Raw genomic sequence first — 8,367 nt, forward strand, 5'->3', positions numbered from 1 at the left:
ACCGACATTGGAGACGATAGAACACCCCTTATGCAACTTTTGACTATCCGTCAACTCGACTCCGATTCCGAACCGGTACGTGGACGGAGCTCACGCAGGGGCCTGTCGGCACTGTTCACCGCCGCCGCCCTCGCCCTCTCCGGCTGCTCCTCCGCCGCCGACTCCTCCACCGACGCCCGCCACCCGGCCGGCACCGTCGTGCGGGTCCCGCAGGACTTCCCGACCATCCAGAAGGCCGTGGACGTCGCCCGCGAGGGCGACACCGTGCTGGTCTCCCCGGGCACGTACCAGGAGGGCGTCCGGATCACCAAGCCCCGCATCGTGCTGCGCGGCACCGACCGCAACACCGTGGTCCTGGACGGCGGCGTACGGCTGGTCAACGGCGTCACCGTGACCGGCCCCGGCTCGGTGGTCGAGAACCTCACCGTGCACGGCTTCCTCGCCAACGGCGTGCTGTTCACCGGCGTCACCGACGAGAAGCTGCAGCAGCGCGGCGCCGGCGGCTCCGCCTACAACCCCCTGGACACCACCCGCTTCCCCGCCGTCCAGGGCTTCCGCGCCACCCGCGTGACCGCCTACAACAACGGCCTGTACGGCATCTACGCCTTCGACGCCCGAGCGGGGGTCATCGAGGACTCCTACGCCTCCGGCGGGGCCGACTCCGGCATCTACGTCGGCCAGTGCAAGCCCTGCGACACCCTGGTGCGCGGCAACACCGCCGAGCGCAACGCGGTGGGCATCGAGCTCACCAACTCCTCGGACGGGCTGTACATCCTCGGCAACCGCGTGGTCGGCAACCGGGTCGGCGTCACCGTCAACTCCAACGACCTGGAGGCCCTCGCCCCCCAGCACGGCGCCGTGATCGCCGGGAACGCCGTCGCCGACAACAACGCCCACGACACCCCCGAACAGGCCGACGGCGGCTTCGGCATCGGCATCGGGATCGGCGGCGGCACGGCGAACCGGGTCGAGCGCAACCTGGTCGCGGGCAACCTCGCGGCCGGCGTCATCATCACCGACCCGCCCGGCCACCCGGCCAGCGGCAACCAGGTCCAGCGCAACCGCACCGAGGGCAACGGCGTCGACCTCGTCCTCGCCTCGGCCGACCCCGGCAACTGCTTCACCGGCAACCAGCCCGCCGTCCAGAGCCCGCTGGACCTCGAAACCCAGGCCGCCTGCGGCACCCAGGGGCGCGGCCCGCTGGCCGCCGGCCGTGCCGCCACGGTCCAGGCGCCGCCCGGCCTCGCCTTCAACCAGGTCCCTCCCCCGTCCGTGCAGCCGTCCCTGCCCGACCCGAACACCCCCGCCCGCCCGGCCGTCGGCCTGCCGGGAGCCGTCGACCCGGACTCCTACCCGCTCCCGACGAGTTCCGACGCGCTACCGAAGCCGTGACCCGGGGCCCGTGCTCCCCGGCCGGCGGGCGGGCCCACAACGCACCGAGCGCCGCGCGCCCGCCCGTCGGCCGCCACCGCCCGGGGCATCCCGCCCGGCGGCCCGGCCGTGGGGCATGATCGGTGCCGACCGACCGCCGCCGAGGACCCGACCGAGGAGCCCGGATGAACCGCCCCGCGCGCACCGCCGCCCTGGCAGCGCTGGCCCTGCTCGCCACCGCCGGCTGCTCGGCCACCCCCGCCCGCGCCCACCCGGCCACCGCGTCCGTGGCCCCCGCCGCCCCCGCCCCGAGCGGCGCCGCCGCCTGGACCGGCCGGTTCCGCGACTACGGCACCCCGCAGTGGAAGCACGCCTGGGGCGCCGTCGACCAGGGCTCCTGGGGCGGCGCCGACTTCGCCGCCGTCGACGACGCCACTGCCCCCGGCGGCGGCCCCGCGCTCCAGGTGACGTACGGTGCCGGCTCCTCCGCCAACACCTGCACCGACTGCCCCAACCCCGGCGGCGGCCAGTTCTACACCGACCTGAACGGCCTCGGCCTGTCCACCCTCGCCCAGGGCCCCACCCTGGACCTCAAGTACGCCGTCAAGTTCCCCACCGGCCGCGACTGGGGCAAGGCCGGCAAGCTGCCCGGCCTGTACGGCGGCCGGATCGGCGAGGAGTCCGGCGGCAACCACGGCTCCGGCTGGTCCACGCGCTACATGTGGCGCGCCGCCAAGGGCAGCCCCGACAACGGCGAGGTCTACCTCTACACCCCCAGCGATTCCGGCCCCACCGGCTACGGCGTGGACGAGGGCCTTGGCGACTGGCACTTCCAGGCCGACGGCCGCTGGCACACCGTCGAACAGCTGGTGAACCGCGCCACCGGCGACATCACCGTCTGGTACGACGGCCGCCAGGTGCACGCCGCCACCGGTACGGCCTCCGGAATCGGCTCGCTCCCCTTCGGCGGGGTGCTGTTCTCCACCTTCTACGGCGGCCACGACACCAGTTGGGGCCCGGGGAGCACCCAGCACGCGTACTTCGCCGAGTTCTCGCTCTCCGCCGGCGCCCAGCACTGATGGGCGGCTGGGCCGGGGAACTGGTGCTGGGCCTGGTCGTCCTGGTCGGCGCCGCCGTCCAACGGCTGGCGGGCATCGGTTTCGCCCTGGTCGCGGCGCCCGTCCTGGTGCTGATGCTCGGCCCGAACGGCGGGGTGACGCTGGCCAACTTCGCCGCCGGGACGATCAGCGCCGTCGGGCTGGCCGGGAGTTGGCGGCAGGTCCAGCCGACGGCGATGCTGCCGCTGCTGGTCGCCGCCGTCTGCACCGTCCCGGCCGGGGCCTGGGTGGCGGCGGAGGTGCCGACGCCTGAGCTGCTGATCGGCATCGGACTGCTGGTCAGCGCGGCCTCGCTGCTGGTGATCCGGGGCGTGCGGGCCGCCGCGCTGCGCGGGGTCGGCGGGGCCCTGGTCGCGGGCGCCACCAGCGGGTTTATGAACTCGGCCGCCGGGGTGGGCGGCCCGGCGATGTCCCTGTACGCCGTCAACTCGGGTTGGACGGCACGGGAGTTCGTGCCCAACGCCCAGTTGTACGGTGTGGTCGTGAACGCCTTCTCGCTGGCGACCAAGGGCCCGCCCGCGCTGAGCGCGCCGGCCTGGGGGCTGGTGGCCGTCGCGCTCGCGGGCGGCGCGGTGGTCGGCCGGCTGCTGGCCGCACGGGTGCCCGAACACCGGGCCCGGGTCGTGGTGCTGGGGCTGGCCCTGGCCGGTGGGCTGACCACCCTTGTCAAGGGCGTTTCCGGACTCTGACGGCCCGGCTGGGAATGCTCCGTGAAGGGGCGGCCAAATCTGTAGCGGTCATGCCATACTGCGTCGGTGACCTCAGCCAGCCTAGCGGCACCCCCTCAGCGCAGCAGGCCCCAACTGGGCCGGAAATTCGCCATGCTGTGGTCGGCCTCGTCGATCTCAGCGGTGGGCGACGGCATGCGGGACTCCTCGCTGCCCCTGCTCGCGCTGACGGTCTCGGACTCGCCGAAGGCCGTCTCCCTGGTCGCGGTCTCCGGTTCGCTGCCCTGGCTGCTGATGGCCCTGTTCGGCGGCGTCATCGCCGACCGCTTCGACCGCCGCCGGCTGATGTGGACGATCGACATCGGACGCGCCGTCATCGTGCTCGGCTTCGCGACCTGGGTCTTCGCCGCCACCCCGCCGCTGGCCGCGCTCGCCGTGCTGGCCTTCACCCTCGGCTGCGGGGAGACGGTCTTCGTCAACGCCGCCACCTCGGCCATCCCGGACGTGGTCCGGCCCGACCAGCTCGACGCCGCCAACGGCCGGCTGCAGGGCGGTCTGCTGGTCGGCCGAATGGCCGGCCCGCTGGTGGGCACCACCCTCTTCGCCCTGGCCGCCGGGTACCCCTTCACGGTGGACGGCCTGTCCTTCGCGGTCGCCGCCGGCCTCGTCTTCCTCACCGGCCGCTCCACCGCCCCCCGGACGCAGACCGGCCGCCCGATGGTCGCCGACATCCGCGAGGGCGTCCGCTGGCTCTACCAGCACAAGCAGCTGCGCCTGGTCGCCACCCTCTCCGCGCTGGCCGGCGGCGCCTCCGCGCTCGGCATCACCATGCTGGCGCTGCTGGTCACCCGCACCCTGTCCGCCCCGACCTGGGCCTACGGCGCCGTCCTCGCCTCCGGCGTGATCGGCGGCACGGCCGCCAGCACCCTGGCCGGCCGGCTCAGCCAGCGGATGGGCCGCCGGGCCCGGATCGCCCTCTCGTTCGTGCTGATGGGCTCCGCGCTGCTGCTGATGGGCCTGAGCCCCTCGGTGATCCTGGTCGCGGCGCTGTTCGCGGTCGGCAACTTCGGCGTGGTGACCTGGAACGTCCAGGCGATCTCGCTGCGCCAGCAGATCGTGCCGAAGGAACTGCTCGGCCGGGTCAACAGCTGCTACCTGATGCTCACCCGGATCGGCATGCTGATCGGCGCGGGCCTCAGCGGCTGGATCGGCTCCGCCGTCAACGTCCGCACCCCGCTGGTGATCAGCGGCGCCCTGATCCTCGCCGCGTTGTTCGCCCTCCCGCGGATGGGCAACCTGGAGCCCGCCCCGGCTCCGGCCCCCGCCGGCGCCGAGGAGCGGCCCGTCGAGGACGCCCGATCGGCCGAGCAGACGGCGGACTGACGGACGAGCCGCCTCCCCCGCCGAGGGGAGGCGGCTCCTTCTCCCAGGCGAGGCGCACCGACCGGCCCGGCTGCGACGGTGGAGGCACAGCCCCCGCCGAACCGGAGAACCGAGCGTGACCGCCGTCGCCCAACCGCCGCCCACCAGCGGCCGCCTGCGGGCCGCCTGGGCCGCCGCCCACACGCCCGTCCCCGGCGTCCCCCGCTGGGCCCGGCTCGCCGCCCAGGCGGTGCCCTTCACCGTCCTGCCGTCCAGCGCCTGGCGGATCGCCACCTGCACCTTCCACGCCCCGCTCGACGGCGGCGCCGTCCAGGACTCCGGCAACCTGCCCTGGTGGCTGCCGCTGGAGCTGTACGTCGTCCTGCTGTCGGCCGTCTCGGAACTGCTGGCCTTCGCCGCCCTGGGCCTGATCGCCCGCTGGGGCGAGGTCTTCCCCCGCTGGCTCCCCGTCCTGCGCGGCCGCCGCGTCCCGGTCGCGGCGGCGGTCGTCCCGGCCGCCCTGGGCGCCACCGCCCTCGTCGTCATCACGACCCTGTTCACGGCCATGGTCTCCACCGGCCGCACCATCCAGGGCCGTCCGCTGCGCGGCGGCATCCCGGTGTTCACCGGCGACTGGCACACCGTCGTCCTGGCCGCCTGCTACGCCCCGCTGCTGCTCTGGGGCCCGCTGCTGGCGGCCGTCACCGCGGCCTACTGGCGGCGCAGGCGTCCGACGTCGGGTAGGCAGTCGGGTACGCACGCGTGCACGCGGCCAGGGCCTACGATGGCCGGATGAGCACCGGCGCGGATCTGGCAGATGCACACCGTTCGCAGCAGCGGGCGGAGGCGCGGCTGGACGTCGCCGCGTCCGTCCTCGCCCTGCTGGCCGACCGGACCAGGCTCGCGCTGCTGGAGCGGCTCGGGCGGGGCGAGGCGGACGTGACCACGCTGACCGAGGCGACCGGGGCCGCGCGGCCGTCGGTGAGCCAGCACCTGGCGAAGCTGCGGCTGGCCGGACTGGTCGCCACCCGCAAGGACGGCCGGCGGGTCGTCTACTCGCTGCGCCACGGGCACCTGCGGCGGCTGGTGGACGAGGCGCTGAACGTCGCCGACCACCAGATCGGACACCTGCCTCCGCACGACTGAGCCCGGGCGGCTCCCCGGCCGTGGAGCTCTGCGACCAATAGGTGCACACGTATGCACGTATTAACTATGATGGACCCGTCACCCCACACCGCCGCCGCCCCGGGACGGGACCCATGCTGAGCGTGCTGCGCAACCGCACCTACCGCCACCTGTTCACCGCCCAGGTCGTCGCCCTGGTCGGCACCGGCCTGGCCACCGTGGCGCTGTCGCTGCTGGCGTACTCGATCGCCGGGAGCGACGCGTCGGCGGTGCTCGGCACCGCGCTGGGGATCAAGATGGTCGCGTACGTGACCGTCGCGCCGATCGCCGGAGCACTCGCCGGGCGGATACCCCGGCGGGCCCTGATGGTCGCGATGGACCTCACCCGGGCCGGGGTCGCGCTCACCCTGCCGTTCGTCGACCGGGTGTGGCAGGTCTACGTCCTGATCTTCCTGCTCCAGGCCGCCTCCGCCGCCTTCACCCCGACCTTCCAGGCCACCATCCCGGACGTGCTGCCCGCCGAACGCGACTACACCCGGGCGCTCTCGCTGTCCCGGCTCGCCTACGACCTGGAGTCGCTGTTCAGCCCGGCCCTCGCCGCACTGCTGCTCTCGGTGGTCTCGTACAACTGGCTGTTCACCGGGACGACGGCCGGCTTCCTCGCCTCCGCCGCCCTGGTCGTCTCGGCCGCCCTGCCCAAGCCCAGGCCGGTCGAACGCCCCGGCGGGATCTACCGCAAGGCCGCCTTCGGCTCCCGGCTGTTCTGGGCCACCCCCCGGCTGCGGGCCCTGCTGGCGCTGGACCTCGCGGTCGCGGCGGCGGGCGCGATCGTCTTCGTCAACACCGTCAACGTGGTCCGCGACCACTTCCACCGCCCGGCCGGGGCCGTCTCCCTCGCCCTCGGCGCGTACGGCGTCGGCTCGATGCTCACGGCGCTGCTGCTGCCCCGGCTGCTGGCGCGGGTCAGCGACCGGTCCGTGATGCTGCCCGCCGCCTTCGCCCTGCCCTGCGTACTCCTCGCCGTCACCGCCATCACCGCCGCCCCGGCCGGGACGGGCAGCTGGCTCGCCCTGCTCGCCGCCTGGGCCCTGGTCGGCGCCGGCAGCTCCGCCGTCCTGACGCCCGGCGGCCGGGTCATCCGCCGCTCGGCCGCCGACCCCGACCTGCCCGCCGCCTTCGCCGCCCAGTTCTCGCTCTCCCACGGCTGCTGGCTGCTCACCTACCCGCTGGCCGGCTGGCTCGCGGCGGGCGTCGGACTTCCCGCCACCGCCGTGGTCCTGGGCGCGGTCGCCCTGGCCTCCGCCGTCGTCGCCACCACCCTGTGGCCCACCCGCGACCCGGACGCCCTCAGCCACCTCCACACCGACCTCCCCGCGGGCCACCCCCACCTCTCCGACGCCCACCCCACTGCCACCGGCGCCTGGCAGCACGGCCACCACTACGTCATCGACCAGCACCACCCCACCTGGCCTCGCCGGCACCACCCCGCCCTCGGCTGACCGCGCCCGGTCGGACCCCGACCAGCCCACGACGCCTGGGCCATGCAGCCGGCCAGGCCCTACCTGTGGATCTGCCCGTACACCCCCGTTCCGGCCGGCTACCGCACCACCACCTACAACAGCTCCTACTGCGGCGGCCTGGGAGCCCGGCTCCTGGCGCGCAACTGATCCCTCGTGGCGCGGCGAGGATCCCCGCCTGGGCGGTTGAGCAGCCGTGTCCGCCGGGCCGGTGATCCTGGTGATCAGCGGTGCGAGGTGGGACCGCGTCGAGCGTTGATGCCGGCCGATGCGCTCAACGACCTCTCCCGGCAACCGGGTTCAGCACTCACATGGCAGCGGGAGCGGGACGTCGGCCCCGCCGACTTCCCGCTCCGCGCGCTCACAGTGCGGTGAGGACGTCCTGGTGCACCCCGTCAAGGACGAAGCCGTTGTCCAACCGGACTCGGACCGTCACGCGGTTCCCCCGCTCCCGATGCGCGACCCACTCCGGTTCCAGCGCGGCGATCTCCGCCTCCAGCCGCTCCCGGCTCGCCACCGGCATGGTGTGCCCGTAGTCCTCGAACAGCGCTTTGAGCCGCTGGTACTCGCGGACCTCCTCGCTCTCCGGGAGTTCCCCGTCCACCCGCTCAACAGTGCCCTCGCTCTCCGCTCCCAGCGAGAGGAACCCGACGACGGCCCTGGCCTCCCCGGCGACGGCCTCACCGATCCCGAGGTCCTCCGTCAACCTGACGCGTCGTCCTTCCTCCAGGGTCATCCGTCCTCCGCCTCTCCTTCGATCGGTGCCGCAGGCGCAGCCGGCCGGCGGCCCGGCCATTATCCCGGTGCCGCGCCTGCGGACCTCCTTCGACCTGGGCGTTGAGCGGGCGTTTACGGCACCCGGGGAGGATGAGCCGTCCCTGCGATCGTGGGAGGTAAGGCGATGCCCGGTTGGGGCGGAGGCAAGGCAATGCCCGATGTGACAGGAGGCGAGGCGGTGCCCGAGGTGACCGGCGGAAGCGCCGACCCCGGTGTGGCGACCCCCACCGAGACCACTACGGCCGAGGCTCCGGCCGCTGATCCTTCAGCGGACGCCCTCCCACAGGAAGACACGGACGAAAGCGCGCCGACCGGCTGAGGCGTCGCTGCTCCGCGGGGGGGGGGGCCCCAAACACCGCAAGGGGGTGGGAGGGTTCTGGTGAGGGGGGTGCCCCCCCCACAAGAACCCCCGTTGTGGGTCGAGGTTTC

Annotated in this window: 9 protein-coding genes; 8 read left to right on the forward strand and 1 reads right to left on the reverse strand. The window is 74.1% G+C overall.

The features are described from left to right. Positions 1–30 precede the first annotated feature (30 nt). From ACFQ87_RS25405 to ACFQ87_RS25440, 8 genes are all read left to right on the forward strand, one after another. Complete coding sequence (locus ACFQ87_RS25405; protein WP_380613105.1) at positions 31–1,392, forward strand: nitrous oxide reductase family maturation protein NosD; 1,362 nt, start codon at positions 31–33, stop codon at positions 1,390–1,392. Positions 1,393–1,556: 164 nt separating this feature from the next. Continuing rightward, on the forward strand, positions 1,557–2,450 hold the full coding sequence (locus ACFQ87_RS25410; protein WP_380613106.1) for a polysaccharide lyase: 894 nt from the start codon (positions 1,557–1,559) through the stop codon (positions 2,448–2,450). Further along, the gene (locus ACFQ87_RS25415; RefSeq protein WP_380613107.1) at positions 2,450–3,178 is read left to right on the forward strand and encodes a TSUP family transporter; all 729 of its coding nucleotides are present in this window, start codon (positions 2,450–2,452) and stop codon (positions 3,176–3,178) included. The genes ACFQ87_RS25410 and ACFQ87_RS25415 overlap by 1 nt, the downstream gene beginning before the upstream one ends. A gap of 132 nt (positions 3,179–3,310) precedes the next feature. After that, a complete protein-coding gene (locus ACFQ87_RS25420; protein WP_380613108.1) occupies positions 3,311–4,540 on the forward strand; it encodes an MFS transporter in 1,230 nt (409 codons plus the stop codon). 115 nt (positions 4,541–4,655) lie between these two features. Next, positions 4,656–5,315, forward strand: coding sequence for a hypothetical protein (locus tag ACFQ87_RS25425; RefSeq protein ID WP_380613109.1), 660 nt, complete (start codon positions 4,656–4,658; stop codon positions 5,313–5,315). Next, complete coding sequence (locus tag ACFQ87_RS25430; protein WP_380613110.1) at positions 5,312–5,665, forward strand: ArsR/SmtB family transcription factor; 354 nt, start codon at positions 5,312–5,314, stop codon at positions 5,663–5,665. The genes ACFQ87_RS25425 and ACFQ87_RS25430 overlap by 4 nt, the downstream gene beginning before the upstream one ends. 113 nt (positions 5,666–5,778) lie before the next feature. Beyond that, complete coding sequence (locus ACFQ87_RS25435; RefSeq protein ID WP_380613111.1) at positions 5,779–7,143, forward strand: MFS transporter; 1,365 nt, start codon at positions 5,779–5,781, stop codon at positions 7,141–7,143. A gap of 42 nt (positions 7,144–7,185) precedes the next feature. Next, entirely contained in the window at positions 7,186–7,311 is a 126-nt protein-coding gene (locus ACFQ87_RS25440) for a hypothetical protein (RefSeq protein ID WP_380613112.1), read from the forward strand. Positions 7,312–7,522: 211 nt separating this feature from the next. Here ACFQ87_RS25440 and ACFQ87_RS25445 read toward each other — a convergent pair whose 3' ends face one another. Further along, entirely contained in the window at positions 7,523–7,897 is a 375-nt protein-coding gene (locus tag ACFQ87_RS25445) for a hypothetical protein (RefSeq protein ID WP_380613113.1), read from the reverse strand. Positions 7,898–8,367: the final 470 nt, after the last annotated feature.

The organism is Kitasatospora sp. NPDC056531, from assembly GCF_042794375.1.
GTDB lineage: Bacteria > Actinomycetota > Actinomycetes > Streptomycetales > Streptomycetaceae > Kitasatospora.